At 68.6% G+C, this 26,704-nt stretch carries 21 protein-coding genes, 1 tRNA gene and 1 pseudogene; 11 read left to right on the top strand and 12 right to left on the bottom strand.

Features of this window, described 5'->3' with window-relative positions; genetic code table 11:
- Nucleotides 1–266: 266 nt before the first annotated feature.
- The 4 genes from ACWD5F_RS17375 to ACWD5F_RS17360 form a co-directional block, all read right to left on the bottom strand.
- Nucleotides 267–4,325, bottom strand: a complete 4,059-nt coding sequence (locus ACWD5F_RS17375; protein ID WP_451255181.1) for a polymorphic toxin-type HINT domain-containing protein — start codon at nt 4,323–4,325, stop codon at nt 267–269.
- Nucleotides 4,326–4,465: 140 nt separating this feature from the next.
- The gene (locus ACWD5F_RS17370) at nt 4,466–5,230 is read right to left on the bottom strand and encodes a DUF6193 family natural product biosynthesis protein (RefSeq protein ID WP_451255179.1); all 765 of its coding nucleotides are present in this window, start codon (nt 5,228–5,230) and stop codon (nt 4,466–4,468) included.
- Between the two features lie 27 nt (nt 5,231–5,257).
- On the bottom strand, nt 5,258–7,405 hold the full coding sequence (locus ACWD5F_RS17365; RefSeq protein ID WP_451255960.1) for a S1 family peptidase: 2,148 nt from the start codon (nt 7,403–7,405) through the stop codon (nt 5,258–5,260).
- Between the two features lie 94 nt (nt 7,406–7,499).
- Complete coding sequence (locus ACWD5F_RS17360; protein WP_451255177.1) at nt 7,500–8,003, bottom strand: hypothetical protein; 504 nt, start codon at nt 8,001–8,003, stop codon at nt 7,500–7,502.
- A gap of 1,377 nt (nt 8,004–9,380) precedes the next feature.
- Between ACWD5F_RS17360 and ACWD5F_RS17355 the strand changes: the two genes are divergently transcribed.
- Together ACWD5F_RS17355 and ACWD5F_RS17350 are read left to right on the top strand one after the other, a co-directional pair.
- Entirely contained in the window at nt 9,381–10,133 is a 753-nt protein-coding gene (locus ACWD5F_RS17355) for a hypothetical protein (protein ID WP_451255175.1), read from the top strand.
- 402 nt (nt 10,134–10,535) lie between these two features.
- Nucleotides 10,536–10,910, top strand: a complete 375-nt coding sequence (locus ACWD5F_RS17350; protein ID WP_451255173.1) for a type II toxin-antitoxin system PemK/MazF family toxin — start codon at nt 10,536–10,538, stop codon at nt 10,908–10,910.
- 42 nt (nt 10,911–10,952) lie between these two features.
- Here the strand turns inward: ACWD5F_RS17350 and ACWD5F_RS17345 are convergent, their stop codons facing one another.
- Complete coding sequence (locus tag ACWD5F_RS17345; RefSeq protein ID WP_451255999.1) at nt 10,953–11,723, bottom strand: hypothetical protein; 771 nt, start codon at nt 11,721–11,723, stop codon at nt 10,953–10,955.
- On the opposite strand from ACWD5F_RS17345, the pseudogene ACWD5F_RS17340 reads away from it, so the two are divergent.
- Together ACWD5F_RS17340 and ACWD5F_RS17335 are read left to right on the top strand one after the other, a co-directional pair.
- A pseudogene (locus tag ACWD5F_RS17340) lies at nt 11,647–12,679 on the top strand (site-specific integrase). The gene ACWD5F_RS17345 and the pseudogene ACWD5F_RS17340 overlap by 77 nt on opposite strands.
- Before the next feature lie 129 nt (nt 12,680–12,808).
- Complete coding sequence (locus ACWD5F_RS17335; protein ID WP_451255171.1) at nt 12,809–13,522, top strand: hypothetical protein; 714 nt, start codon at nt 12,809–12,811, stop codon at nt 13,520–13,522.
- 77 nt (nt 13,523–13,599) lie between these two features.
- Here ACWD5F_RS17335 and ACWD5F_RS17330 read toward each other — a convergent pair.
- The 3 genes from ACWD5F_RS17330 to ACWD5F_RS17320 all read right to left on the bottom strand — a co-directional run bounded on the left by ACWD5F_RS17330 (nt 13,600) and on the right by ACWD5F_RS17320 (nt 15,711).
- Nucleotides 13,600–13,673: transfer RNA gene (locus tag ACWD5F_RS17330), tRNA-Pro, on the bottom strand.
- A 40-nt stretch (nt 13,674–13,713) separates the two neighbouring features.
- Complete coding sequence (locus ACWD5F_RS17325; RefSeq protein ID WP_451255169.1) at nt 13,714–14,493, bottom strand: Pr6Pr family membrane protein; 780 nt, start codon at nt 14,491–14,493, stop codon at nt 13,714–13,716.
- 273 nt (nt 14,494–14,766) lie between these two features.
- Nucleotides 14,767–15,711, bottom strand: coding sequence for a metallophosphoesterase (locus tag ACWD5F_RS17320; protein ID WP_451255167.1), 945 nt, complete (start codon nt 15,709–15,711; stop codon nt 14,767–14,769).
- A 228-nt stretch (nt 15,712–15,939) separates the two neighbouring features.
- Here ACWD5F_RS17320 and ACWD5F_RS17315 point away from each other — a divergent pair, with 228 nt between their 5' ends.
- The gene (locus ACWD5F_RS17315) at nt 15,940–16,407 is read left to right on the top strand and encodes a GatB/YqeY domain-containing protein (RefSeq protein WP_401719070.1); all 468 of its coding nucleotides are present in this window, start codon (nt 15,940–15,942) and stop codon (nt 16,405–16,407) included.
- Between the two features lie 103 nt (nt 16,408–16,510).
- Here ACWD5F_RS17315 and ACWD5F_RS17310 read toward each other — a convergent pair whose 3' ends face one another.
- Complete coding sequence (locus ACWD5F_RS17310) at nt 16,511–18,793, bottom strand: transglycosylase domain-containing protein (protein WP_451255164.1); 2,283 nt, start codon at nt 18,791–18,793, stop codon at nt 16,511–16,513.
- A 407-nt stretch (nt 18,794–19,200) separates the two neighbouring features.
- Between ACWD5F_RS17310 and wblA the strand changes: the two genes are divergently transcribed.
- Nucleotides 19,201–19,539 (top strand): transcriptional regulator WblA, encoded by a 339-nt coding sequence (gene wblA, locus ACWD5F_RS17305; RefSeq protein WP_401719065.1) that lies wholly within the window; start codon nt 19,201–19,203, stop codon nt 19,537–19,539.
- A 62-nt stretch (nt 19,540–19,601) separates the two neighbouring features.
- Here the strand turns inward: wblA and ACWD5F_RS17300 are convergent, their stop codons facing one another.
- Entirely contained in the window at nt 19,602–20,984 is a 1,383-nt protein-coding gene (locus ACWD5F_RS17300) for an ArsA family ATPase (RefSeq protein WP_451255162.1), read from the bottom strand.
- A 109-nt stretch (nt 20,985–21,093) separates the two neighbouring features.
- Entirely contained in the window at nt 21,094–22,071 is a 978-nt protein-coding gene (locus tag ACWD5F_RS17295) for an ArsA family ATPase (RefSeq protein ID WP_451255160.1), read from the bottom strand.
- Between the two features lie 105 nt (nt 22,072–22,176).
- On the opposite strand from ACWD5F_RS17295, the gene ACWD5F_RS17290 reads away from it, so the two are divergent.
- The 4 genes from ACWD5F_RS17290 (at nt 22,177) to ACWD5F_RS17275 (ending at nt 24,603) form a co-directional block, all read left to right on the top strand.
- On the top strand, nt 22,177–22,335 hold the full coding sequence (locus ACWD5F_RS17290; protein WP_003967454.1) for a DUF4177 domain-containing protein: 159 nt from the start codon (nt 22,177–22,179) through the stop codon (nt 22,333–22,335).
- Nucleotides 22,332–22,796, top strand: a complete 465-nt coding sequence (locus ACWD5F_RS17285) for a RidA family protein (protein WP_451255158.1) — start codon at nt 22,332–22,334, stop codon at nt 22,794–22,796. Before ACWD5F_RS17290 ends, ACWD5F_RS17285 begins: the two co-directional genes overlap by 4 nt.
- Nucleotides 22,797–22,870: 74 nt before the next feature.
- The gene (locus ACWD5F_RS17280; RefSeq protein WP_451255156.1) at nt 22,871–23,776 is read left to right on the top strand and encodes an NUDIX hydrolase; all 906 of its coding nucleotides are present in this window, start codon (nt 22,871–22,873) and stop codon (nt 23,774–23,776) included.
- The gene (locus ACWD5F_RS17275; RefSeq protein ID WP_451255154.1) at nt 23,773–24,603 is read left to right on the top strand and encodes an MBL fold metallo-hydrolase; all 831 of its coding nucleotides are present in this window, start codon (nt 23,773–23,775) and stop codon (nt 24,601–24,603) included. Before ACWD5F_RS17280 ends, ACWD5F_RS17275 begins: the two co-directional genes overlap by 4 nt.
- Nucleotides 24,604–24,691: 88 nt before the next feature.
- Here ACWD5F_RS17275 and ACWD5F_RS17270 read toward each other — a convergent pair whose 3' ends face one another.
- Complete coding sequence (locus ACWD5F_RS17270) at nt 24,692–25,366, bottom strand: Crp/Fnr family transcriptional regulator (RefSeq protein ID WP_123998683.1); 675 nt, start codon at nt 25,364–25,366, stop codon at nt 24,692–24,694.
- Nucleotides 25,367–25,618: 252 nt separating this feature from the next.
- Here ACWD5F_RS17270 and nth point away from each other — a divergent pair, with 252 nt between their 5' ends.
- Nucleotides 25,619–26,689, top strand: a complete 1,071-nt coding sequence (gene nth / locus ACWD5F_RS17265) for an endonuclease III (protein WP_451255152.1) — start codon at nt 25,619–25,621, stop codon at nt 26,687–26,689.
- Nucleotides 26,690–26,704: the final 15 nt, after the last annotated feature.

Here is a 26,704-nt window from a genome sequence, read left to right as displayed (position 1 = left end):
ACCCGAGTTCCCTCAGGATCCGGCACCGAATCCGCCTCCTTCCCCAACCCTAACGCCGCGAGCCGCACGGATGTGTCTTGGCCGTGACAGATTTCCCTCGACGGCGCGGACAGCATCACCACGCGCCTCGAAGGACCGCAGGTCGGCCGGCTCCGCGATCTTCGGGGGCGGAGGGCTGCGTCACAGGGCCGTGTCAGGGTGTTGCGTCAGGTTGCCGCGCTCGGCGGGCGGGGCAGCGCCCCCACCAGGGGCGCTGCCCCGGCGGCCTACTCCTTCGGCTTCGGCGGGTCGATGCTCACCTTCACGCCGTTGTCGTCATAGAACTTCACGTTGTCCCAGTCCAGATCGCCCCACCTGTTGTACTTCACGAGCTGGCCCATCTCCCAGTCCGTGGCACTCCAGGTGCCGTTCTCGAAGTTCTCCACGGCTTTGTCGAACTTCTCCTGGTATGTGCCGTTGATCGGTTTGAAGCCCTTCAGGCTCACGGCGATCTTGCCGTTGTTCCGCATCACGTTGGTGACCTCGGACATCCAGGAGGCGTACGGCGTTCCGTCGGGCATCCTGCCCTCCTCCTTCGCGTACTTGGGGTCCATGAAGTTGTAGCCCTTGTGCTGTGTGGTCGCCTCCTCGATGAAGTCCTTCAGACCGAGGACCAGGGGCTTGCACTCGGAGTTGTGGACCAGGACCGGGGTCTTCCCGGCCAGGACGTAGAAGGAGTGCAGCCCCGCGACCGTGAGGCTGTACGTGACGGTCGTACGGGTGTAGGGGCGGTTGGCGAGCACCGTGGCGGTCCCGCCGCCGTCCGTGCGCAGGGTGTCGCCGGGGCGCAGGTCCTCCGCGGGCATCCAGGAGCGGAGGTCGACGCTCCAGAAGGGGTGCTCGTAGGTGGCCGAGAGCTCGCTGACGTCGCCGGTCGGTCCCCGGATGCTGAGGGCCGCGAGGTACTTGTCGTCGTACTCCGTGACGATCTGCTGCGCGACCCGTCGGGCCGCGGTCTCGCCGGTCGCCGGGTCGGTGGCCCGGACCAGGTCGCCCGCCCGGACCTTCTCGATCGGCCGGGTGCCGCCGTCCGACATGAGGACCCGGGTGCCGGGCAGGAAGCACTGCGTGCAGCCGCGTTGCAGGACTCGCAGTGTGCGGTAGGCCGCGCCCAGCATGCGGAACTTGGACGACATGATGACGTCCTTGTTCAGCTCCCAGCAGGCTTCGAGATCGCCCTTGCGTGCGCAGTTCTCCAGCTGGGTGAGACCGGTGATGGCGTTGATGATGTCGTTCAGCTGCTTCATGCTCGCCTCGAAGGCGGGCCCCTGGGAGAGCACATCGCAGTAGGCCTCGTGGTGCTGGCACCACCGGCCGGGGTTGTCGATCGCCTCGCAGCCGAGGATCCCGCACCGGTAGAGCTCGGCGGCCGAGACGCCGTCCTTCTCCTTGGCCTCCTTCGCGGCGACGGCCGCGCGGCGGCGGGCCTCCTCCTCCGCGCGGTACTTCTGGACGGTGGCCACGAACGCCTCGGTCGCGGCGGTCGCCGCCTCGGCCGCGCTCTTGCCGGCCCGCTCCGCCGAGGTCTGGGCCTGGGCGGCCGAGGCCCACGCCGACCCGGCGGAGGTCTGGGCGAGTTCCGCGGACACGGTCGCGTCGCTGGCGGACCTGGCGGCGTTCTGCGCCGCCGCGTCGGCCCGGTTCGCCGCGGCACGCGCCGTCCTCGCCGACTCCGCGGCCTGCGCGGCGGAGGCCTTCGCGTCGTCGGCGTACTGGTCGGCCTGCGCGGAGTAGTCAGCCGCCTTCTCGGAGGACGCCTTCGCCTGCGCCGCCCAGTTCTGTGCCTCGGCCGACGCCTTGCGGGCCGTCGCCGCGGTGGCCTGGGCGGTGGCGGCGTCGTGCTGTGCCTGCGCGGCCACCTGAGCGGCCTCGACGACCAGCTGCTGGACCTGCAACTGGTGGGTCAGGGACAGGAAGTCCTTGCGCTGGGCGGTGTACTGCCCGGACTGCACGAACCGGTGCAGCAGGTCGGCGGGGCCCTCGAGGGCGATCCGCGCGGCGGACCTCACCTCCGGGTCGCCGCTGTCGATCAGCTGCGCGGCGGTCACCCGGTCGTCCTGTACCTGGGCCTCGGCCAGGGTCTTGGTGAGGAAGGTGCGGTAGGCGTCGATGGTGCCGGTGCTCAGCGCCGCGCGCGCCTTGTCCTTGACGTTGGGGCCGCCGCCGTCGGCCGCCTGGGCGACCGCCACCCGGAACGCCTCCCGGCCGGCCTCGTACTGACCGTCCTTCAGGAACGCGCCGACCGTGGCCGTGCCACCGTCCAGTGCGGTCTCCGCCGCGTCCCGGACCTCCTTGACGGAGCTCTCCTCGGCGAGCCGCTCCACCTCCGTGCGGTCGTCCTGGGCCTGGGCCTCGGCCCGGCCGGTGCGGACGTACGCGACGACTCCCGCGGTGTCACTGCCCAGCGCCTCCTGGGCGGCCTCGCGCAGCCAGGGCTCGCCGTTCTTCATGTCGAGCAGGGCGAGTCGACGGCCCTGCGCCGCGATCACCTCGTCGTCGGTGCCCGCCCCGGCCTGCTGTGCCAACTTCTCGGCGGTGGCCTGCTGTTCGGCGAGGCCTGCGGCCTCCTGCTCGCGCTGTTCCTGTTCGGCCGTCTCCTGTGCCTTGAGGTCGCGGGCGTTCTCGATGCCGGCGTTGGTCCGGCCGAGCAGCTCCTCCGCCTCGACCTCGCGAGCCAGCGTGTAGACGGTCTGGGCCTGGGCGGCGGCCTCCGTGGCGACGTTCGCCGCCTCGGTGGCCGCGTTGGCGTGGGCGGTGGACCTGGCGGCCGCCTTGGACGCGTCGACCGCGCTGTCGGCGGCCTCCTGCGCTGCCGTCGCCGCGTTCCTGGCGTGCGTGGCGGCCGACCGTGCCGCGTCCCGCGCCTCGCCGGCCGCTGTGGCCGCCTTGCGCGCGAGCGACTCGGCCTGGCCCGCGGCCCGGTGGGCCTCGGCGGCCTGCCGGTGCGCCGAAGCCGCGGCGGCCCGGGCGTTCGCCGCCGCGGTGCTGCCCGCGCCGGCGTACTGGCTCGCGGTCACCGCCGCGTCGGCCGCCGCGGCGGCGTTGGTGCCCGCACTGGCGGCGGACGCCGCGGCGTCACCGGCCGCGTTGGCGGCCTTCATGGCCTTGTCCGCTGCGTCCGCCGCCTTGTCCGCGCCCTTGGCGGCGTCACTGGCCTTGGTCGCGGCCTTCCGCGCGGCGTCCGCGTTGGCGGCGTCCGTCGAGGCGGCCGCCGCCGCGTTGCGCGCGTCGGAGGCCGCGTTGGCGGCGCCGACCGCTGCCGCCGCGGCCTGGGCGGCTGCTGCCGCCGCCGTCCGCGCGGACTGTTCGGCGGAGTTGGCCGCGGAGATGGCCCGCTGCGCGGCCTTCGCGGCTCCGGACGCGGCGCTCGCCGCCCGGTTCGCCGCGCGTGCCGCGTCCTCGGTGTCGTCCTGGGTGGCCTCGGCCTCCGCGGCCGCCTTCAGCGCGGCCTTCTTCGCCTGTGCGGCGGCCTCGACGGCCTCTTTGGAGGCGTCCTCGGCCTTGGTCGTCTCCGCCGCGGCGAGCTTGCCCGCCTTCTCCGCCTGTTCCGCGAGCTCCGCGACGCTGGCGTGCTCCTCGTCCCGGTTGCGGGCGACGAACTGCCCGACGTCCAGGAACTCCCGTATGTCGTCGGTGGTTCCGCTCAGTGCGAGCCGTCCGGCGGCCCGCACGTTGGTGCCGCCGGTGGAGATGATCTGGGCCAGCAGGACCCGGTCGTCCTGCTCCTGGGCCTCCGTGATCCCCGTGTCGAGGAAGGCCTCGATGTCCTCGGGGGTGCCGGCGAGCGCGGTGCGGCCGCGCTCCTGCACCTCGGGGCCGCCCGCGTCGATCGCCCGTGCGACCAGGATCCGCTGATCCTGTTCCAGGGGCTCCGCCCAGCCCGACTTCATGAAGGCGGCGAGGTCGCCGTCGCTGCCGGCCAGCGCGGCGCGGACGGCGTCGAGGGTGTTCTCCCCTCCGACACCGGCCAGTTGGGCCGCCTCGACCCGGAAGTCCTGGACCTGTCGATCCCCGTAGGTGGTGAGGAAGGCGGCGATGTCGTCACCGCTACCGACCAGAGCGGCCTCGGCGGCCGACCGCACCTCGCTGCCGCCGGACGCCCAGAGGTCCACCACCTGCTGACGGGAGCTGCGCGACAGCGGTACGACCGTGTCGTCCGCCGTGTCGTCGGCGGCGGCCGGGTACACACCGAGCAGTCCGGCCAGCACGGCCAGGGCCAGGGAACCCGCCGTGCGTCTGAGGGCGCCCCTGCCTATTCCGGGGCGCCCGGATCGTTTCCCTCTCACAAATGTCCTCTTCCACCCCCGGGAAAGCTGCCCGCTCGGGCGGCTGTTCCCTTTTGTCGAATTCTGGATATTGCCACGGAAGAGCATAGCCAGAGGGGTGTGGAAAAAGCTTGCGGAGAATTTATTCAGGTTTATTAGGTCTATTCAGGCCTGTCGGTGAAACCCGCCACAGCCGGACCGACGGATTCCGGAAGGTGTGAGAGAGCAAATGTCACCGCCTCTTCCGCGGTGGCGGATTCACCGAGCATTCCGGTGTTCGCATGCCGCAGGACGAGGTACGGGCCGCCCCCGTACTGCGGGGCGATCGCGATCTCGTCGTGGTACGGGCGGTCGGTGCAGGAGCTGAAGGCGACCGTCCAGTGGCTGGTGAACGGGAAGAGCCGCCGCAGCCGGGGTTCCGCGTACGCCGCTTCCACCAGCCGCCCGAACTCGGGGAACGAAGGGGTGCCGGCCGCCTTCTCCTTCAACTGGTCCCACTGCGCCGCCACCGCCGCCTCAGGTCCAAGCTCATGGGCCTCGGCCAGCGCGTCGACCTGAAGGAAGGGCTGCGCGGCGCGCATCACCGGCGCCGGCGTGCCCGCCGCCCAGGCCGCACCTGCCTCTACGACGTCCCCGAGCTCCCGTGCCTCCCCGGTGAGGATGTCGACCTCCCTGGACCGGCCGACGAGCCGGAAGCCGCGGGCGTCGGCGCGCGGGAACACCAACAATGGGAGCCGTCCGACGGCCGTGGTGTCGATACCTACCGAATCCGCTATTTCCTTTCGACCGGCAACGAGAACGAGAGGGATATCGAGGCCGGCCGCCGTTTGTTCCAGCGCGTTCGCCAGGCCGCCGGCTTCGATGACGTCCGCATAGAATTCAGAATTCACCCGGACATTGTCGCATTGCGAAACCGGCCGTACCACCTGCTCGGCGGTACGGCCGGAACGCTCCTACCGTGCCGCGTAACCGAAACTGACGTCCGCGGCCGGCAGACCGCCGGCGCCCGGCTGATACGTCGTGACCGCGGCGACCGAGCCGCCGGCCGTCACGTTGGACAGCGGCAGGGCGTACAGAGTGCCGTAGACCGACGGACCGAAGGGCAGACCGACGTACAGGTTCGTACCGGTGTAGTGGATGCTGCCACCGAGGTGCTGGCCCGCGGCCGCGGTGCCGGGGACACCGTCGCCGTCGCCGATCTCGGTCCAGCGGTCGTTGGCGCCGGGCGAGCCCAGCAGCGAGAAGGTGCTGAACGCGCCCGCGCCCGTCGCCGACGTGCCGATGACCTCGTCCGGGATACCGACGGCCAGCTTGAGGGTGTCGGTGGTGCTCACCGCGCGGGGCGCCGTGTTCACCGCGCTCAGGGTCTGGCCGAAGTGGTCCCCGACCTCGGAGGTGCCGGCCACGTCGTCGCTGTCGGTGCCCGACATGTACGAGTTGAGCTGGGTGTAGGTGCCGGTCGAGGTGATCCCGAAGGTCAGGACGTTGCCCACCTCGGCCTTGGCGACCGAGTCGATCGTCAGGCCCTCGCCCGGCGAACCGACCGCGAGGATCGACTCGTTGGCCGAGGCGGCCCCGGTCGGACGGTAGGGCACGAGCGCCACCGAGCGGCCGAAGTCGTCACCGGCCTCCGCGCCCCCGCTCACCGTGGTCAGGTCCTGGTCGAGGCCGAACAGCGGGGTCGGGCGGCTCTCGGCGTTCAGCGTGTTCGGGTCGAAGACGGTGAGGTTGCCGGCGCCGGTGGCCGTGGTGCCGATGGTCTCGCCCGGGGCGCTGATGACGATGTGGTTGGAGTCGGCCGCGAGGGCGCCGCCGAAGCCGTCGTTCGGCTCGATGGAACCGGGGACGTCGAGGCTGTCCTGGTGGATGGAGACGTTGGCGTTGCCATGGACGTAGAAGGCCTCGCCGGCGTCGGGGGAGGTGCCGAGGTCCTCGCCGGGGCTGCCGATCACCACGAACGGCTCGCCCGCGTTGGTGACTCCGGCCGTGAGCGACGCGCCCAGCTGGTCGCCCGTCTCGTAGCTGGAGGCGGCCAGTGAGCCGGTGCCCGCGCCCTGCTGGAAGTTGGTGTCCTTCAGGGTGCCGGTGCCCAGGCCGCCGGTCGCGCCGTACAGGATGTCGGCCATGCCGGCGTCGGGTGCGGTGCCGAGGTCCTCGGCGGGGGTGCCGACGACCAGGTCGGTGCAGCCGTCCGCGTCGTAGTCGACCGTGTCGATGGCCTGGCCGAATCCGTCGCCGGCCTCCGCGCTGCCGTTGACCCAGTCGAGCGCCTGGTTGATCTCGGCGGTGCCCTTGCCGCCGCCGTAGACGATCCGGACCAGGCCTGCCTTGGCGTTGCTGCCGACCGTGGCCTCGGGGTCGGAGATCGCGATGTCCTCGACGCCGTCGCAGTTGAAGTCGGTGACGGGCGCCGCTCCGGTGGTGGCGGTCACCCAGGCGGACAGGTCGTCGGCGCGGGCGGCGACGGCGCCGGTGCGGGTCTCCGTCTCGCCCATGCAGCCGCCCTGCCAGGACCGGCTGCCGACGCCGACCAGCTGGACGGTGCCGCCTGTCTCGCGCAACAGGGGGCCGCCGGTGTCGCCCTGGCACAGCGCGCCGTTCACGCCGGTGACATTGAGGTCGGCGGTGCCTACGGCGTCCACGTTGAAGGTGGTGGTGTGCGGGCTGTCCGGCACCCACTCGGTGGTGGTACGGCCGTAGCCGACCGCGCGCAACTGGTTCCCGGCGGCGGGCGCGGCGGACGCGACGGTCACCGGGGTCACGCCGACGGCGGGCCGCGCGAGGCGGGCCAGCACCAGGTCACGGCCGGCCCTCGGCACCAACTGCACCACGGCGCTCGTCTTTCCCGCGACGGTGGCGGTGGCCGCCAGGGCGGGCTTGCCCGCGGCGACGGTCGGCACCTCGGGGTCGGCGGCGAAGCAGCTCGCCGCGGTGAGGATCCAGTCCGAGGCCACGAGGGCGCCGCTGCACGCGCGGGCCGTGTCGTCGGCGCCGAGGGACACCTTGGCGGTGAAGGCGTAGGAGCCGGCGGTCACGGTGTCGCCCGTGACGGCATGGGCCGGTACGGCGAGCAGGGCGCCGGCGGTGGCGACGACCGCCATCAACGCCGCGCCCGCGGAAGATCGCGCGGAGGAACGCGCGGAAGAACGCAGGGAGGTCACGTTTCTCGATTCCTTGACGCTGGGCACGGCCGGGTCAGCCGGTGACACGGATCTCGACGAGCACGGAGCGGGCGCCGCCCGTGGTGCCCTCGCCGACACTCTCGAAGCCGCCCTCGGCGACATCGACGGTGGTCGTGGCACCGTTCGCGGTGAGGTCGGCGCTGATCGGGTGGTCACCGGTCTCCAGGGCGAAGACGCGGGGCAGCGAGAGCGTGAGATAGCCGGACGCCGCCGTGGCCTTGAAGCAGTAGTCGCCCCTGCGGCCCACGGTGCTGTCCAACACGGTGTAGACCCGGATCTGGTCGGCGGAGTCGTCGCAGGTGACGAGCAGGATGTGCCCGTCACCCTTTCTCAGCTCGATGCCGTCCGACGTGAGAATGCCCGCCGCGCCGGGATAGGAGAACCGCTCCACCGCGACGGGCGGAGTGTCGGTCGCGGACGCCGAGGAATCATCGGCGACAGCGAGAGGAACGGCTATCGCCGCCCCCATCAATAGGGCCAGCCCAGCAAAAAGCAGATTCCGAGCACGGAAAAACACCGCACCCTCCTTTCGGGCGCGGCAAATTCCATACCGAAAGCCGCTCCCCCCGTGGAAACAGAATTACTAACGACCGTTCACAATCTAACCACAAATAAGCTGCCCGTCAACGAGATTAATTCGCGGCTATTTCACTGGTTGTGTTGGTAAGGGTGCAGCGCCCAGCGTGTGCTCAGATGACCACCAGAATCCGACATGCGGTATTTGCCGAGGGGGTGAGCGGGGCCGTTGCTTCGGGCGGACTTGAGGCGGCGGCTGGGCACCCATGGGCTGCACGCAGCTCGAACGCGGGGATCGCGAGGTCGCAAACCGGGGCCTCGGGACCGTGAACGTAGGGATGAGCTGACCACTTGCCGAGGCTTTCATGGACCGTGCCTGGGTTACGGAGCTTGAGGTATGTGTGCTGCGGGGGCCGCGGATCCGATTGAACGTCGAGGCGCTGGAAACCAAGCCTGCAAAGGATGCTGGTGGCGGCAGCCCTCTTTCTCCACGGACCGCCCGTACTGCTTTCGCGGCTACCGGGGCCGGAACATGGAAAAGGTGGTTCCGGTACTGCCTGCCGAAATTCATGGATCCCGTCGGCCATTTCTCACCAGATCCAACCCATGGCCGATCCGAAGCCGAATAACGTACGCGACACGGATGCCAAAGCGACGGCGCGGCGACGGCCGGACGTCGGCGCGTGGAGCTGCTCCATGACCACGTGGGGCCCGCCGCGCTTGGCGCATGGTCGAGCGGGCTCGGCTACGGGGTGGCGGGACCGGGATGCCGGCGCCGGGATGGCAAGTCCGCCCTCAAAACGGCCCCCACAACCACTCAGGGGCCTGACCCGCGATGCGGATCAGGCCCCTGACCTGGTGTCACAACGGTCGGGGTGGCGGGATTTGAACCCACGACCTCTTCGTCCCGAACGCGATCAGACCCGCCTTGACATGGATTCATGGCACCCTGACCTGCTGGTTCGGTTCCGGCACGGTCCACTACCGTCCGGGACGGTCTTCGTGCGGCTGCTTCGTTTGGCCCCCCTGCGCTCATGCCTCCCGGGGGAAGGCAGTCAGGCACTGTTGTGGCGTCCGCCCCTGTGCAGCACCCGCCGGCTACCGCTTCTGCTGGCGCATCACTTGCCGAACCGTGCGGCGGCTCGTCGGTGTGCAGTAGGCGCAGCTGAGCCCTGAGGTGATGACCATGCAAGGCCTGGGCACCCTTAAGGAGGAAGGTTCGCCCAGGTGGCGCAACGGTTACTTCCTCTGGAGCGACCGCAGACACCAACGATGAGCTGAAACGTTCATGAGTACAGGGAGTGAACGGCTGACAAGTGCTCGCTACCTGCTCGTTGCGACTGTAGATTGATGCTATGACGACTGCCCGAGAGCTGGTATGGCTGCGATGGAAGACGTGACGGCTCCCTGGACCATGACCCTCAACGTCCGTTGGCGCCCGACGCCGCGTGTCTACGACGGTCGCAATCGGCTGCTACTGCTGCTTGAGAGCCAGAAGCGGTTGCGTGCTTTCAAGATTGATGATGAAAATGTGCGCGCAGTAGTGGGAAAGGACGTGGAGATTCTCCTGTCTCCCGCCCATATCTCCATTGCGGAATCAACCGGTTCTGGGGACTCTGAAGCATTTATCTCGGTCCTTGACGCAGCAAGAGAGGCTATCGACTTCACGGCCACCTCCGTGAGTGCTTCATTTCAGCACCTCGTTCCTTTCGAGTCGGAGTCTGAGTACGACGAAGCGAGGCTAAGCTCGGCGAGGAACCTATTCAGGGGTCCGCTGGTCGACGGCTTCACGCTCACCGATACGGCAACTCTGTTGGACGGGAAGGCAGAGGCGACCGGGTCGTTGTTCAGGGCTGAATTCGGTGTCGTGGATCGAGAAGAATCTCTTGAGAGGCTGACCAAGAAATTCGGTAGACTCCGAAGTAGCGAAGAGCCTGACTTCAGTCATGTGGAGTTTGGGGGGCGGGAAATTTCGGATGTGGCGCTTTATGTCGATTCTAATTGGCATAGGCACGAGAAAATCCCTTCCGGTGTAGGCAGTGAGTGGTTCGTAGATATTGGTCGGATGTACAGTAGGGAGGCTGGTGAGCTAGTTAGCGGAATTTTTAGGCAAGTTTCCAAAAAAGACTAGGGGTGGGGGGTAGATTTGATGACGACAGGAACAGTTTCTCGGGCTGCTGGTATCATCAGTCGTAGGGGCTACTATTACGTAGACGACGAAATTCCGTGTGAGGAGTCAACTTCTCCAGAGTCGACACCTAGCTTGTTCATCGTCGATCCGGAAAATTCCGTACACGAGCCACGGCACGCAAACCGCGGAGACCTAGCTTCTCGGTGGCAGTACGCTGACGTAATTCTAGAGCTTCTGAGTGAACTTATCGCGACAGGGCGATCCAGCGAGGCGGCCGCAATCGAACGAGTCCTGGGGCACGACGACGATGAAGCTGCCATGCGCGCCTACGTTTCCCGGCTCTGGGCAGATGACTGGGATTCGGACGAAGACTCCGTATACGACAGTTAGTGACCTGTGCAGGTGAGACCCGGTGACATCGCCTTGGTTTACTTTCCGTTCAGCTACATGGCGGAGGAACCATTTAAAAGGCGCCCAGTGTTGGTTATTGGTTGCACGCTGCCAGGCGAAGTAGGGGATCATGCTGCGCTGGTAGCTCAAATCACAGGCGCATCTGAGCGGGTAGAAAATCCCGGCCAAGGTGATGTCGTGGTGCACAAATGGAAGGAAGCCGGACTTTATAAAATTAGCGTGGTGCGTGCTAGGCGCCTCTGGACTCCTGAGCCAAGGGATTTTGAGGGGACCACGCTGGGCGTTCTCGATGTGCCGACATTCGAGGAAGTTCTCTCGCACGTCAGGGTCTTTATCGCACCGCATGGCGCATCAGGGAGTATTTGAGCCCAAGCCCGGTTGGGAACTGAGCTGCGTTAACAGCGGGTGTCAGCGTGGCATGAACCCAGGTTTCTGTTCGGCAAGGGAGTGAAGCCGCGCAAGGTAGTCCTGTGCCGCCGGTTCTGACCTGTACCGGCTCCTCATCTCGGCAGCGAGTTCACGGCTGGTCATGATGAGCGACGGCACCGACTGTCGGTCACCTTCGAGGGCACGTTCGCCCGTGATGAGTGCCTCTTCCAAATCGCCCTCACGCGCCGCCGTGACGCGGGCTTCTGCGTTGCGCATTGGTGAGCGCTCGATGCCGTCGAAGTCTGTTCCTGCTCTCAGTACCTCTTCGGCCAGAGTGCGCGCGAGTTTGTCCTCACCGACCAGGCGGTAGCAGTCCATCGCGTAGAAGTCGAACTTAGCCGGGTCCACCACGAAGTGATTGTCCAGGTTCTCTGGGTACGGCATTGCTTCAAGGATTCGCCGCCCCTTGTCCAAAGCGACCTCGACTTGCCGGCGGTCCCCGAGCTGCGCCCACGCTTTGGCTTCCTGGGCGGCGAGTTGCACGGCTACGCCGTGGTGCGCCGCTGTCTCGGCTCCGGCCCGAGCCGCCGCGATAACGCCGCGGTAGTCGCCAGTCGTGAGGGCGAACCATGCCCGCATCTCGTGAGCCCACCCCGCGACTTCTGCATGGTCTGCCTCGGTCGCGAGTGAGAGCGCGGCCTGTCGGGTCGACTCGGCCGCATGTCGGGCGCCCGTGTCGTACTCGACCCAGCCGACCAGGAGCGCGAGCCAGCCGGACAGTGCGAGAACCGGCCTCGCCATTGCGCCCACCAACTGCACCGTCAAGGACGCTGGTCACGGACTGGCTCGCATATGGCCTGGCCGGCCTCGACCCCAGCACCGTCGAAACGACCACGCTCCTGAGCGAGAAGCACGTCATCCCCTCGCTCGGCGCTCGCAAGCTCCGTGACCTCAGTGCGGAGGATGTGGACCGCTGGCTGGCGACCAAGGCGAAGACACTCGGCACGCGCACACTTCAGGGCCTCCACTCCTGCCTGAGCCGTGCGGTCAAGCGGGCCGTGGCGCGGGACAAGGTTAAACGGAACGTCGTCGCGCTGTGCTCGGTACCGCGGGGGCAGGCGGGGCGGCTCTCCAAGGCACTCACCTTTGCTCAGGCCGAGACAGTGTTGAAAGGGGCTGCTGGGACCTCCATGCACGCGTACGTCGTCGTCGCGCTGCTGACCGGTGCCCGCACGGAGGAGTTGCGGGCGCTCACCTGGGACCACGTCTTTCTGAAGGGCCGGCCCGGCTTCGAGCCACCGCAGCCTCCTCACATCGCCGTCTGGCGCTCGGTCCGGAGGAGCGGAGACACCAAGACCCGAAAGTCCCGGCGCACCCTCGCCCTGCCAGCGCGCTGCGTCGAAGCGCTGTGGCAGCAGTTCGAGGAGCAGGGGTGGGATCGGCTCGCCGCTGACGAGGAGTGGGAGGAACACGGGCTCGTCTTCTCCTCGGCTGTGGGTAAGCCGCTCGATGCAGCCAACGTCCGCCGCGCCTTCCGCCAGGCGCTCAAGGATGTCGACGGGGTAGACGCTGCGGAGTGGACGCCCCGGGAGCTCCGGCACAGCTTCGTGTCACTGCTTTCCGACCGGGGCGTCCCTCTGGAGGAGATCTCCCGGCTCGTCGGTCACTCCGGTACGGCCGTGACTGAGGAGGTCTACCGGAAGCAGATCAGGCCCGTGATCCAGACCGGTGCCGTTGTGATGGACAGCATCTTCACGACGGACTGACGTCATCGGCAGTTCTAAAGGGTGGAACCCGTCTCACCGTGGGTTCCACCCTCTTCTGCGCCAAGGGGGCTGCGCTCAGCAAGATTCGAAGCACCGTACAGCAACTGCTCGCCTACGTATCCTGCCGTGGTGAAGGCTGAATATTGGTCCCTCGTGGTGTCTGTCTTGGCGTTCCTCGCAGCTGCTTGGGCCATGAAATACGCACGGTCACAAGCACGCTCGGCCGAGGGGCAGCTTGAAGTAGCCCGACGAGTGCATCGTGAGCAGAACGAGCCCTATGTCATCGTGGACATTCAGTTTCACGAAGCTGGATCCCTGCTGTTGGTGCTCATCATTCAGAACGTGGGTCCCACTCTTGCTCGCAACGTCAGAATCGCTGTGACTCCAGATCTGACGTCGACCCAGGGAGACGACGTTGGTGAAGCGCTGACGCAGGTGATCGCACGCCCGATCGCGATGATGCCTCCTGGACGGAGGCTGGTGTACTTCCTCGATTCTGCCATCCAGAGGTTCGAGTCGGATCTTCCGATGTTGTTCGAGTTCACTGTCAACAGTGAGGGCCCTATGGGGCCGGTGGAGGAGCTCAAGTACACCGTTGATCTTGAAGTGTTGAGCGAGGCTTTAGTCGGGCAGCGGGCCACCAAGCCACTTGAAGATCGTCTCGACAAGGTGAGCCAGGGGCTGAAGGAACTTACCGGCTACTACCAACAAGCCAATCAGCAGGCCATCGCAGCGACACGGTCTCGTCGGATGGAGGAAGTCAGGCAGCGCGCGGAAGCCCGGCAGCAGGACCATGCTGCTGGATCGGCTGATGGCTCCTCCGAGCCCGCAGGCAACGCATAGTCACGCAGTTAGACACGCAGCAACACCAGAGGGCCCTCACCGATCCGGTGAGGGCCCTCTGAACTGCTCTTCGGCTGTCGGGGTGGCGGGATTTGAACCCACGACCTCTTCGTCCCGAACGAAGCGCGCTGCCAAGCTGCGCTACACCCCGATGTCGCTGCTGTACTGCTCGTCGCGGCGACATCGCTACTTTAGCCCACGGGTGGCCCGAGACGAAATCCGGTTTTGGGGCGGTGGCGGATCAGGTTCGGGCGGGCGTGGTCCAGGGCGACCAGCAGGATCGCGAGGGCGTAGAAGGCGAGGCCGAGGAGGAGGGCGTTGCCCAGGACGCTCTTGTAGCCGTGGAGGTCGACGTCCAGGAACGGGTAGAGATAGCGCCCCCGCGTGCCCGGGACGATCAGCTCGCCGCGGCCGAGTGAGAAGGCCAGGTACGCCAGGGGGTACAGCAGCCACGCCGCCGCTTGCCGGAGGTGCAGGCGGCCGGGAGAGGTCATCAGCAGCCAGTCCAGGACCGCCGCTATCGGCGTCACCGTGTGCAGGACCTGGTTGGTGATCGTCTGCCAGCCGGTCAGGGAGCCGCTCGTCACGGAGAACGGGGTCGCCGCGTCCGCCAGGAGCAGGTGGTACACGAGGCCGGTGACGGCGACGTAGAGGAGGGTCGCGCCGGTCAGTGCCGAGGGGAGCGGGCGGCGGGCCGACCAGGCTCGGCGGGCCGAGAGGACCAGGACCAGGGCGAGCAGGATGTTGCTCTGGATCGCGAAGTGGCTCAGGACGCGGACCGGGCTGCCGAGCAGCAGGTCCACGGTCACCGCCCCTGCCGCGACCAGGGCGACCAGGAGTCGGTAGACGGCGGTGAGTGGGCGGCGTACCGGAGTCACCACCGCGGTGGCGGGGACGAGGGAGGGGAGCAGCGCGGGTACACCCGGGATCGCGGGGAGGTTCGGGATGTCCCTGGGTATCGGGGCGGTCATGCCCTCACGCTAAACAGGAGGGACGAAACGGGCGATACGGGCGGGCTGTGTGGGTTACTCCGCTGCCGTTTCGGCGTCTCGCCCTTTCAGCGTCTCGCCGTCTCGCCGTCTCGCCGTTCCGGCGGCTCGCTGGTCGGCGTCGCCGTCGCCTCGACTCCTGCCCTGCCGTCTTCTACGCCCCGCCCTCCACCCCGTACCTCTTGCCCCCGTACCCCTTGCCCCGTACCTCTTGCCCGCCTATCCCTCGCCCGCCTACCCCTTGCCCCCTGCCCCTTACTTCCGTCCCCGCCCCTCGTCCCGTCCCACCAACGTCAACAACGTCACCTCCGGCGGGCACGCGAACCTCACCGGCGTATACCGGTTCTGGCCGCAGCCTGCGGAGACGTGGAGATACGACGTCCGTCCCTCCGCCCGGTGCGTCGACAGGCCCTTGACCCGGTCCGCGTCCAGGTCGCAGTTGGTGACGAGGGCGCCGTAGAAGGGGATGCAGAGCTGGCCGCCGTGGGTGTGGCCGGCGAGGATCAGGGGGTAGTCGTCGGCGGTGAAGGCGTCCAGGACGCGCAGATACGGCGCGTGGACGACGCCCATCGAGAAGTCCGCCGTACCGGACGGGCCGCCGGCCACCTCGGCGTAGCGGTCGCGCTTGATGTGCGGGTCGTCCAGGCCGGTCAGCTCGACGGACACGCCCTCGACCTTCAACAGGCCACGTGTGTTGGTCAGGTTCTGCCAGCCCGCCGCGTCGAAGCCGTCCCGCAGGTCCTCCCACGGGATGTGGATCGCGCCGACGACCGGTGGGTTGCCGTTGAGACCGTGCTTGCCTTGCACCTTCTCCAGCAAGTAGCGGGCGGGGTTACGGGGTTTGGGGCCGTAGTAGTCGTTGGAGCCGAAGACGTACGCGCCCGGGAACTCCATCAGCGGGCCCAGCGCGTCCAGGACCTCGGGGATGCCCTCCGGGTCGGACAGGTTGTCGCCCGTGTTGATCACGAAGTCGGGGCGCAGACCGGCCAGGGAGCGCAACCAGCGCTGTTTCTTGCGCTGGCCGCCGACCATGTGGATGTCGGAGACCTGAAGTACCCGCAGCGGGCGCATCCCGGCCGGCAGGACGGGGACCGTCACCCGTCGCAGTCGGTAGGAGCGGGCCTCGAATCCCGCCGCGTAGGCCACTCCGGCGGCACCGGCCGCCACGATTCCCAGGGGTACTCCGTAACGTGCGCGCATACTGCCATCGTGTCAGACCGCACGGACACCGCTTGCCCGCGGTCCCTCGCCTCCGTGACTCCCTGACTCCGGCGAACTCCGGCGACCCCGCTCAAGTCCCCTGGCCCTCCTGCCCCTTGGGCTCGCTCAGGTCCGCGTGCGCCCACGCACCCTCCACTTCGTCTCGCTCCGACCCGCTCCTCGAAATCAACGGGCGTCCAGCTCGACGTACCTGCGACAATCGACCACATGACCACGTCGCTCAAGTCGAAGCTGCAGGAAGACCTCACCGCCGCCGTCAGGGAGCGAGACGAGCTGCGCTCCGCGACGCTCCGGCTGACGCTCGCCGCGATCACCAAGGAGGAGGTCGCGGGCAAGACGAAGCGCGAGCTCTCCGACGACGAGGTGCAGAAGGTGATCGCCAAGGAGGCGAAGAAGCGCCGTGAGGCGGCCGACGCCTTCGCACAGGGTGGTCGGGCCGAGAGCGCCGAGCGGGAGAAGGCGGAGGGCGTGGTGCTCGCCGAGTACCTGCCCAAGCAGCTCGGCGACGAGGAGCTGGAGCAGATCGTCGCGCAGGCCGTCCAGGAGGCGAAGGCGGCCGGTGCCGAGGGGCCGCGGGCCATGGGCGCCGTCATGAAGATCGTGAACCCGAAGGTGGCCGGCCTGGCCGAGGGCGGCCGGGTCGCCGCGGTGGTCAAGAAGCTGCTCGCCGGCTGAGCGGCCCCCGCACACGTACGACGAACGGCTCCTTGCCTCTTTACGGAGGTGAGGAGCCGTTCGTCGTACGGATCAAGAACGTCGGTGAACCGTGGCCCGGTGTCTAACCGCGCCCCCCGTTCCCGTTCCCGTTGTTCCCCCCGTCCTGCCCTTGGATGAAGCCCTCGGGGAGGGAGAAGGACGGCGTCGGGGTGGTGCCCCCGTCCGTGCCGCCGTCGGTCAGGCCGCCGATGAGGCCGCCGTTGTCGTTGCCCCGGTTGTCGCCGTTGTCACCGTCGTCGTTCCCGTTGTCCTTCTCCTTGGGCTTGTCCGGCGGGATGTAGGCGAGGCTGAGCTGTTCCACCGGCTTGCCCTCGAGGGCGCCGTTCATCATGTCGCGCCAGATCGGACCGGGCACCTGACCGCCGTACACCTTGTCGCGCGTGATGCCGCCGATGGTGATGTTGGTCATCCTGCGCTTGTGGGCCGGGTCGCCGACCCAGACCGCGGCCGCCATGTTCGGGGTGTAGCCGACGAACCAGGCCGCGTAGCGGTTGTCCGTGGTACCGGTCTTACCGGCGCTCGGCCGGCTGCCGAGGCCCGCCTCGGAGCCCGTACCGTCCTCGACCACGCCCTTCAGGAGCGTGCTGACGGTGTCCGCGGTGGTCTCCGACATCGCCCGCGAGCAGGTCGACTTGGGCACCTGGAGCGACTTCTTCTGGTCGCCGACGGTCTGCGTGATCGACTCGATGGCGACCGGCGTGCAGTACATGCCGCGCGCGGCGAAGGTCGCGTACGCGTTGGCCATCGTCAGCGGGGACATCTCCATGGTGCCGAGCGCGATGGACGGCGCCTGGTCGATCTTGCCGCCGTTGGCCCGCTGCACGCCCATCTTCTTGGCCATGTCGATGACCGGGCAGATGCCGATGTCGCTGATCAGCTGGACGTAGTAGGTGTTGACCGACTTCGCGGTCGCCACCCTCATCGAGTACGGGCCGTGCTCCGACTCGTCCTCGTTGGTCAGCTTGGCCGGGTTGTTCGGGTCCGTGCGCCAGGTCTTGTCGTTGCAGATCGACACCGGGCTCGGGTAGTTCATCTCGTACGGCGACGAGTACTGCTGGTTCGACGGGGTGCCGCCCTCCAGGGCGGCGGCGGCCACGATCGGCTTGAACGTCGAACCGGGCTGGTAGCCGGCGCCGCCGCCCATGTCCTGGTTGACCGAGAGGTTGATCGTGGTCTGGTGGTCCTTGGTGTCGATGCCGTACGGCCGTGACTGGCCCATCGCCAGGATCTTGCCGGTGCCGGGCTGGACGATGGTGGCGGCGGTCGCCACGGCGTCGCTCTGGTAGACGTGCTCCTTGATGGACGCCTGGGCCGCCTTCTGCGACTGCGGGTCCAGCGTCGTACGGATCGTCAGACCGCCCTGGTTCCAGATCTTCGCGCGGGCCGCGCTGGTCTTGCCGAAGACCGGGTCGTTCAGGAACACCTCGCGCACGTAGTCACAGAAGAAGCCGGCGCCCTTCACGGCCGTGATGCAGCCGTTCTTGGGCTTGCTGACCTTCAGGCCCAGCGGCGCCTCCATGGCCTTGTCGGCCTCCGCCTTGGAGACGTCGCCGACCTCGGCCATGCGCGCGAGCACGGTGTTGCGGCGCTTGGTGGCCTCCGCCTCGTCGTTCACCGGGTCGTAGCGGGTCGGCGACTGCACGATGCCCGCGAGCAGCGCCGACTCCTGGAGGTTCAGGTCCTTGGCGTGCTTGGAGAAGTAGCGCTGGGCGGCGGCCTCGACACCGTAGGCCTGCTCGCCGAAGAACGTGATGTTCAGGTAGTTCTCGAGGATCTTCTTCTTGCCCAGCTCCTCTTCGACCTGGATCGCGTACTTCAGTTCCTTGATCTTGCGGCCGAGGGTCTGCTGGGTGGCCTGCGCGACCTTCGTCGGGTCGTCGCCGGCCTCCTCCACGAAGACGTTCTTCACGTACTGCTGGGTGAGCGTGGAGGCGCCCTCGGCGACCCCGCTGCTCTGCACGTTCTTGTTGAGGGCGCGCAGCACGCCCTTCAGGTCGACGGCGCCGTGCTGGTAGAAGCGCGAGTCCTCGATCGCGACGATCGCCTTCTGCATGTACGGCGCGACGTTCTTGAGGTCGACCACCGTGCGGTTGCGGGAGTAGACGGCCGCGATCTGACCGCCGTCGGCGTCGAGGATCGTCGTGCGCTGGCTCAGCGGCGGGGTCTTCAGATTGGCCGGGAGCTCGTCGAAGCTCTCCACCGAACCCTTCGCCGCGAGGCCGAGCGCGCCGAAGGCGGGCAGCGCGATGCCGGCCAGGACGGCGCCGGCAAGGACGCTGACACCTAGGAACTTGGCGGCCTGTTGTGTTGGGGACAGACCACCGCCCGAACGCTTCTTTGGCATGGGGGCAGCCTACGTTCTCATTCGCCGGACACACGTATATGCCTTGGCCTAAGCTGCTCACAACTGTCACAGCAGTAGGTCCACGTATCAATACGTCCGGCGACCCCGAATCGTTCCGGAGGTTCCCCGACTTTCTGGTGGGGGCGTGTCCGAATCCGCCTTGTGTGTCACCAGGTGCCCGTTGTGACTCGGCTGAACTGTCCTGGTTTTCCGGGAAAGTCACGTATGTCACCAGCTCACTCCCCCGGGTGATCTGCCGCTAACGCATAGTCCGTTCGGGCCATTCAAGATTGGGCCCGAAGGGGGTGTTGCGCTGTGCCCACCTTCCGTAACGTCCTCAACTGGCAGCGGTGAATATGCCGCTACCGCCGTGGGGGAGCCTCGATTCGGGAGAGGACGGCGCCGGTATGGGCTGGGTAACCGACTGGAGTGCGCAGGCCGCCTGCCGCACTACCGATCCGGATGAACTGTTCGTGCAGGGAGCAGCGCAGAACCGGGCCAAGGCGGTGTGCACCGGATGTCCGGTACGCACCGAGTGCCTGGCCGATGCGCTCGACAACCGCGTCGAATTCGGCGTGTGGGGAGGCATGACGGAGCGGGAACGCCGCGCGCTGCTGCGCCGGCGGCCGACCGTCACCTCGTGGCGCAGGCTGCTGGAGACGGCTCGTGTCGAGTACGAGCGCGGCGTGGGCATCCTGCCGCTCGACGACGATGAGATCTACGAGAACTACGCGGCGGTGAGCTGAGGCGACCCCTCGGCACCTCGTCGTCGCAACAGCAGCACGCCGCAACAGCCGTTGCCGTCGGCTCAGTCGCCGTCGGCCTCGGGCAGCTCCGGCCGGTTGGCCGCGAGCCGGTCACCGATGTCCCGCAGACCCACGAGGTCGTGTACGTCGCCGGGCAGCGCGGCCACTTCCGTCACCGCCACCTCGGGGTGGCGAGCCGTGAAGCGGTCACGTGTGCGCTGCTCGCGGGAGAGCACGTGCATACGGTCGGCGTGCAGCCTCAACAGGCCCGCGGTGAGCCGGTCGACGCTCTGGTCCTCCTGATCCGGACCGGGGGAGCCGGGCTCGGACGTGGTGGACCCGTCAGGCGCGTCGTCGGCCGTGTCGCGGGCTGTGGTTGCGGAAGATTCTGAACTGCCGTACGTGTCGGGAGAGTTACGAAGACCAGCTTTCCCGCCGTGCTGATCGACAATGCGGGGCTCCACAAGATTTTCCGCGGCGGCGAGCGCACGCTCGGCCGACAACCGGTCTGCGCCGCTGCCGTGGACCCGGTTGAGCACCAGTCCGGCCAGCGGCATGTCCTCGGCCGCCAGCCGCTCCACGAAGTACGCGGCCTCGCGCAGCGCGTCCCGCTCGGGCGCCGCGACCACCAGGAACGCCGTCCCGGGTGCCTGAAGCAGCTTGTACGTGGCGTCCGCGCGCGTGCGGAAGCCGCCGAACATCGAGTCCATCGCGGCCACGAACGTCTGCACGTCCTTGAGCAGTTGACCGCCGAGCAGTTTGCCCAGGGCGCCGGTCATCATCGACATCCCGACGTTCAGGAACTTCATGCCCGCGCGCCCGCCCACCTTGGCCGGCGCGAGCAGCAGCCGGATCAACTTGCCGTCCAGGAAGGACCCGAGCCGCTTGGGCGCGTCCAGGAAGTCGAGCGCCGAGCGGGAGGGCGGGGTGTCGACGACGATCAGGTCCCACTCGTCCCTCGCCCGCAACTGCCCGAGCTTCTCCATCGCCATGTACTCCTGCGTGCCCGCGAAGCCCGCCGAGAGCGACTGGTAGAAGGGGTTCGACAGGATCGCGGCGGCCCGCTCGGGATCCGCGTGCGCCTCGACGATCTCGTCGAAGGTGCGCTTCATGTCGAGCATCATCGCGTGCAGTTCGCCGCCGTTGCCCGAGTCCTCGATGCCCTTCACCCGGCGCGGGATGTTGTCCAGCGAGTCGATGCCCATGGACTGGGCGAGCCGGCGGGCCGGGTCGATGGTCAGGACGACCACCTTGCGCCCGCGCTCGGCGGCCCGCAGCCCCAGCGCCGCCGCCGTCGTGGTCTTGCCCACCCCGCCCGAGCCGCAGCACACCATGATCCGCGTCTTCGGGTCGTCGAGCAGCGGATCGACGTCGAGCACGCGCGCGGGGGAGAGGCGGTGTCGCGCGTTCTCCTGGGCGTCGGCCTTGGCCGCCTCCGGGCTCATGACATCCCCTGCTTCCCCTGGTCGCGCTGCTTCCGACTCGTGCTCCGACTCGTGCTCCGGCTCACGGACCGACTCCTGCCCCGGTCCGGGTGCCCACTCGTGCTCCGGCTCATGACAGGCCCTGCCCGCGCAGCTCCCTGGCCAGCCCGTACAGCCCGCCGAGGTCCATGCCTTCGGCCAGCAGCGGCAGTTCGTGCAGCGGCAGGCCCAGATCGGCCAGGACGGACCGCTGTTCCTCCTCCAGCGCGTACCGCTCGGCGTACTCCTTCGCCTCCGCGAGCAGCGGGTCCACCAGCTTCTCCGCGTTGCCGCCGCGCCGCGCCCCGCCGAGGCCCGCGGCGGACAGGGACTTCGCGAGGGCCGTACGCGGTGTGCTGCCGACGAGTTCCAGGTCTGCCGCGTCCAACACCTCCGGGCGCACCATGTTCACCATGATCCGGCCCACCGGCAGCCGCGCGGCGCGCAGTTCGGCGATTCCGTCGGCGGTCTCCTGGACGGGCATCTCCTCCAGGAGCGTCACCAGGTGCACGGCCGTCTCCTTGGACTTCAGCACCCGCATCACGGCCTGCGCCTGATTGTGTATCGGGCCGATCTTCGCGAGACCCGCCACCTCGTCGTTCACGTTCAGGAAGCGGGTGATGCGGCCGGTGGGGGGCGCGTCCATGACGACGTAGTCGTACGCGAAGCGGCCGCTCTTGTCCTTGCGACGCACCGCCTCGCACGCCTTGCCGGTCAGCAGGACGTCCCTGAGGCCGGGCGCGATGGTGGTCGCGAAGTCGATCGCGCCGAGCTTCTTCAGGGCCCGTCCGGCGCCCCCGAGTTTGTAGAACATCTGGAGGTAGTCCAGAAGGGCCAGCTCGGGGTCGATGGCGAGCGCATACACCTCCCCGCCACCCGGAGCGACCGCGATCTTCCGCTCCTCATAGGGCAGCGCATCCGTCTCGAAGAGTTGCGCGATGCCCTGGCGGCCCTCGACCTCGACGAGAAGCGTCCGCTTCCCCTCGGTCGCGAGGGCCAGCGCGAGTGCGGCGGCGACCGTCGTCTTGCCGGTCCCGCCCTTGCCGCTGACGACCTGGAGCCTGCTCACGTCTTCGAGCCTAACCAGTCTGTGCGCAAGCTACGCGGCAGCCTGTGGACAACGTGGCGACAGTCGCCCCCTGAGCCCTGCGGACCAGCCGCTAAAGTCGGCCACATGACCAAGTGGGAATACGCAACCGTGCCGCTGCTCGTCCACGCCACGAAGCAGATCCTGGACACCTGGGGCGAGGACGGCTGGGAGCTCGTCCAGGTCGTGCCCGGGCCCAACAACCCCGAACAGCTGGTGGCCTACCTGAAGCGGGAGAAGGCATGAGCACCGTCGAGGCGAAGCTGGCCGAACTCGGCCTGACCCTGCCCGAGGTCGTCCCGCCGCTGGCCGCCTACCAGCCCGCCGTGCTGTCGGGCGTCTACGTCTACACCGCGGGGCAGCTCCCGATGGTGGAGGGCAAGCTGCCCGTCACCGGCAAGGTCGGCGCCGAGGTCACGCCGGAGGAGGCCAAGGACCTGGCCCGCATCTGCGCGCTGAACGCGCTGGCCGCCGTCAAGTCCGTGGCCGGCGACCTGGACCGCATCGCGCGCGTGGTGAAGGTCGTGGGCTTCGTCGCCTCGGCGTCGGACTTCACCGGTCAACCGGCCGTAGTCAACGGCGCCAGTGAGCTGCTCGCCGCCGCCCTCGGTGAGAAGGGCGTGCACGCGCGCAGCGCGGTCGGCGTGGCGGTGCTGCCGCTGGACGCTCCGGTGGAGGTCGAGATCCAGGTGGAGCTCGTTCCGTAGGCGACACCCGCGAGCCGGGGCCCTGACCTCGGGTACCTCTCGAACATTCGCGCACCAGGGGATAGCCTCCGGCCATGGCGAATGGGCAGTGGTTTCCCCAGGACTGGCCGGAACGTATCCGCGCGCTGGCGGACGGCACGCTCACCCCGGTCACCCCCAAGCGCGCGGCCACCGTCATGCTCCTCAAGGACACCGACGGCGGCCCCGCCGTCCACATGCTGCGCAGACGCGCCTCCATGGCCTTCGCCGGAGGCGCGTACGCGTATCCGGGCGGCGGCGTCGACCCCCGTGACGACGAGCACCACATCCGCTGGGCGGGCCCCACGCGCGCGTGGTGGGCGAAGCGGTTCGGCGTCGACGAGACGGAGGCCCAGGCGATCGTCTGCGCGGCCGTCCGGGAGACGTACGAGGAGGCGGGCGTCCTGCTCGCCGGTGAGACCCCCGACTCCGTGGTCGGCGACACGACCGGCCCCCAGTGGGAGACGGACCGGGCCGCGCTGGTCGACCGCGAGCTGTCCTTCGCCGAGTTCCTCGACCGCCGCGGCCTGGTCCTGCGCTCGGACCTGCTGGGCGCCTGGACCCGCTGGATCACCCCGGAGTTCGAGACCCGCCGCTACGACACCTGGTTCTTCGTGGCCGCCCTGCCGCACGGCCAGCGCACCCGCAACGCCTCCACGGAGGCCGATCGCACGGTGTGGATCCGGCCGGAGGAGGCGGCGATCTCGTACGACAAGGGCGAGCTGCTGATGATGCCGCCCACCATCGCGACCCTGCGCCAACTGCTGCCCTATGCCACGGCCGCCCAGGCGCTCGCCGCGGCCCCGGATCGCGACCTGACCGCCGTGCTGGCCCGCGCGCGGCTGGCGGACGGCGAGATCGTGCTGTCCTGGCCGGGGCACGACGAGTTCACCAAGCACATCCCGACCGACCATCCGACCGATCAACCGACCGACCTCTCGACCGGTGGAGCCACGGCATGACGGACGCAGCAGCCCTTCCCGGTCAGCCCAGAGGCGGGGTCCTCTCGGGTCCCGCCACCGCCCGCGCGGTCAACGTCCTGGCGCCCAACGCCTCGGCGATGACCCTCGACGGCACCAACACCTGGATCCTCGCCGAGCCCGACTCGGAGCTGGCGGTCGTCGTCGACCCGGGCCCCCTGGACGACGGGCACCTGCGCAATGTCATCGACACCGCCGAGAAGGCCGGCAAGCGGATCGCGCTCACCCTGCTGACCCACGGCCACCCGGACCACGCCGAGGGAGCCGTCCGCTTCGCCGAGCTGACCGGCACGAAGGTGCGGGCCCTGGACCCGGCGCTGCGGCTGGGCGACGAGGGACTGGGCGCCGGGGACCTCGTCCGGGTCGGCGGTCTGGAGCTGCTGGTCGTGCCGACCCCGGGACACACCTCGGACTCCCTGTGCTTCCATCTCCCGGCCGATCAGGCGGTCCTGACCGGGGACACGGTCCTGGGACGCGGTACGACGGTCGTGGCGCACCCCGACGGCCGCCTCGGTGACTACCTGGACTCCCTGCGCCGCCTCAGATCCCTCGCGGTCGACGACGGCGTCCACACGGTGCTCCCGGGCCACGGGCCGGTCCTGGACGACGCCCAGGGCGTCGTCGAGTTCTACCTCGCCCACCGAGCCCACCGCCTCGCCCAGGTCGAGACGGCCGTCGAGAACGGTTACGGCACGTCGTCCGAGATCGTCGCTCATGTGTACGCCGACGTGGACCGCTCGTTGTGGCCGGCGGCGGAGCTGTCGGTACGGGCACAGCTGGACTACCTGAAGGAACACGGTCTTATCTAGGCGCCTTGCGCGCTCAGGCGCTCTGCGCACGCGAAAACGGGGCTCCTCTTAAAGAAGGAGCCCCGAAGTCGTACCGCCAAGACCAGCGTCAGCGCGAACGCTTGGCCAGCCGCTCGACATCCAGCAGGATCACCGCACGCGCCTCCAGGCGGAGCCACCCGCGCTGGGCGAAGTCGGCGAGCGCCTTGTTCACGGTCTCGCGGGACGCGCCGACCAGCTGGGCCAGCTCCTCCTGCGTGAGGTCGTGGACGACGTGGATGCCCTCTTCGGACTGCACGCCGAAGCGGCGGGAGAGGTCCAGCAGGGCGCGGGCGACGCGGCCGGGAACATCGGAGAAGACCAGGTCGGACATAGCGTCGTTGGTCTTGCGCAGTCGGCGGGCGACGGCGCGCAGCAGGGCGCCGGCCACCTCGGGACGGGCGCTCAGCCAGGGCTGGAGGTCACCGTGGCCCAGACCGAGGAGTTTGACCTCGGTGAGCGCGGTGGCGGTCGCGGTACGGGGGCCCGGGTCGAACAGCGACAGCTCGCCGATCAACTCGCCGGGGCCGACGACGGCGAGCATGTTCTCGCGGCCGTCGGGGGAGGTGCGGTGCAGCTTGACCTTGCCCTCGGTGACCACGTAGAGCCGGTCTCCGGGGTCGCCCTCGTGGAAGAGCGAGTCTCCGCGCGCGAGGGTCACCTCGCTCATGGAGGCGCGAAGCTCCGTGGCCTGCTCGTCGTCGAGCGCCGCGAAAAGCGGGTTCCGCCGCAGAACGTCGTCCACGAGTTCTCTCCTTGTCGACCTGCTCAGGGGATCTTGCGCCCCCTTGGTACCAGGGGACCGTGCTCCCCATCTTGCCGGACGGTCCAAACAGTGTGATCTGTCACAAGGATGCCGCACTGGTGTCCCGAGGTAAGCGGCAGGGGTCCAATTGGGGGCTGATCTCCTGGGTCCGGGGCGGATGTCAGTGTCGGGCTCTAGGCTGGCCGGGTGTCCAAATCGCCGGTGAGAGCACAGGCCAAGGGGGCTGGGCGGATGGCTGCACGTCGTGATTCCGCTGTGGGCGAACAGGACCCTGGTGGCGGAAAGAAACCGGCAAAAGTGACAAAGAAGGCTGCGGTGAAGAAGGCGACTCCGGCGAAGAAGACGGCCACGAAGAAATCGACGGCCGTGAAAGAGACGACGGCCGCGAAGAAGGCCGCGGTCGGCAAGAAGGCCACGGCCGCGAAGAAGGCCGTACCCGCGAAGAAGGCTGCGGTGAAGAAGACGGCGCCCGCGAAGAAGGCCGCGTCCGCGAAGAAGGCGGCGGCCGTCGCCAAGCCGGCCAACGCCGAGTCGCACACCGCCCTCGTCCGCCGGGCCCGCCGGATCGACCGCGAGCTCGCCGAGGTCTTCCCGTACGCCCACCCGGAGCTGGACTTCGAGAACCCCTTCCAACTGGTGGTGGCCACGGTCCTGTCCGCCCAGACCACCGACCTCAGGGTCAACCAGACGACACCCGCGCTCTTCGCCAAGTACCCCACCCCCGAGGACCTGGCGGCCGCCAACCCGGAGGAGGTCGAGGAGATCCTCCGCCCGACCGGCTTCTTCCGGGCCAAGACCAAGTCGGTCATAGGGCTGTCCAAGGGCCTGGTGGAGCAGTTCGGCGGCGAGGTCCCCGGCCGCCTCGAAGACCTCGTCAAACTGCCCGGCGTCGGCCGCAAGACCGCCTTCGTGGTGCTGGGCAACGCGTTCGGGCGGCCCGGCATCACCGTGGACACCCACTTCCAGCGGCTGGTGCGGCGCTGGCAGTGGACCGATCAGACCGACCCGGACAAGATCGAGGCCGCCGTGGGAGCGCTCTTCCCCAAGAGCGACTGGACGGACCTCTCGCACCACGTGATCTGGCACGGCCGCCGCATCTGCCACGCCCGCAAGCCCGCCTGCGGAGCCTGCCCCATCGCCCCGCTCTGCCCGGCGTACGGCGAGGGCGAGACGGACCCGGAGAAGGCGAAGAAGCTCCTCAAGTACGAGAAGGGCGGCTTCCCGGGCCAGCGCCTCAACCCCCCGCAGGCCTATCTGGACGCGGGCGGCAAGGCGGCGCCGCCGCTGGGGGCGGCCGGATGACGGACCGCTCGCCGG

It is taken from the genome of Streptomyces sp. NPDC002499 (assembly GCF_053595415.1).
This window is presented reverse-complemented; position numbering and strand designations above follow the sequence as displayed.